The sequence below is a fragment of the Alcanivorax sp. 1008 genome (genome assembly GCF_020667895.1).
In the GTDB taxonomy this organism is placed as follows: Bacteria; Pseudomonadota; Gammaproteobacteria; order Pseudomonadales; family Alcanivoracaceae; genus PGZG01.
Genome location: NZ_JAFMPS010000071.1, coordinates 1 through 1,250, shown reverse-complemented (window position 1 = coordinate 1,250; position 1,250 = coordinate 1). Strand labels below are relative to the sequence as shown.

General features: G+C 54.3%; 2 protein-coding genes. Both read right to left on the bottom strand.

Annotated elements, in window-relative coordinates; genetic code table 11:
* The coding region (locus J1C54_RS16265) for a PQQ-dependent sugar dehydrogenase (RefSeq protein WP_229149998.1) at positions 1-593 on the bottom strand (593 nt) is incomplete at its 3' end.
* A gap of 31 nt (positions 594-624) precedes the next feature.
* A partial coding sequence (locus J1C54_RS16260) for a mechanosensitive ion channel family protein (RefSeq protein WP_229149996.1) occupies positions 625-1,250 on the bottom strand: 626 nt, incomplete at its 5' end.

The window sequence follows — 1,250 nt, the reverse complement described above, 5'->3', positions numbered from 1 at the left end:
TCCTGCGGAATGCTGCCATCATCATGCAGGCGTAAAATGCTGCCAGCATGATCCTTGCCATTTTGCGCGCGATCCCGCTCACCGCGATCACCTATGCTCAGATACAAATAGCCCTGCTGATCAAACACCATCCGTCCGGCATAGTGCTGACCCTTGTCTCCGCAGGCACGGCTGGCGATAACCTGTTTGAAATTATGCAGCGCGCCGTCACGGTATTCTCCACGGCCAACCGCCGTAGTGTTTCCGCCGCTCGGGCAGGGCAGAGCATAGCTCAGATATATCAGGCGATTATCTGAAAAGTCCGGGTGAAGAAGAACATCCAGCAAGCCACCCTGACCATGGGCAGCGACCTTCGGTGCCCCTGAAACAGGTTTCTCATTCAGCTGATTATTAACGATGCTGCGTAGTCGCCCGGGACGCTCTGTTAGCAGAATTTCACCATCGGGAAGAAAAGCCAGAGACCAGGGGTGCTCAAGCCCGGAGGCTACTGTTTCGCTATTGAACTTGAGTGAGCTCGCGGTCGTGGTGGTGTCGGCATTGCCGCATGCACTAAGCAGAATCGCAAACCCCAGAACAACAAGTCGGATAGCCATACAGGAGCCCTCAATGAATGCCTTCGGCGGTTCAATCTGTCAAGTCGATGTCGGATTCCGCACCTCTGGGGTGAGGTCTGATAATGCCATTTGCCTTGAATAGCTGGCTGACGCGCAAGACCAGATCACTTTGAAATTCCTTTTCGTAGCGCATATCAAGCACATAAGCTTTGGTGCGCATGCGGATGCCCAGTGTGCGTGCTACTTCAACCTCCTCAATGGCAAAGCTGACCGGCTTCTTCAGGTAGGCATATCGACTGGTTACTACGACTTCTTCAATTAATTTACGCACCTTTTCCAGGTCTGCCTGCAGCGACACATGGAAATCCGTCACCACCATCATGTCGAGTTCGCCGGCATTGCCGGAAGCAACCACATCGGTGATAAATCGTGAGTTGGGAATGGTGACCAGATTGTCATCCAGAGTAACCAGGCGCACGGTGCGCAGGCCGATGGATACGATCTCGCCGTAGGTGTCACCGAACGTTACCCGATCACCCACCCGAAACGGGCGATCAAATAACAACAGGATGCCAGCTACCAGCGAGGCAACAATGTCTTTCAGGGCGAAGCCCAAGGCAACAGCAACAGCGCCGCCAACCGCAATCAGGAACTCCCGCGGAGGCTGCAGCACTCCGACTACCAAGCCGATAGTTC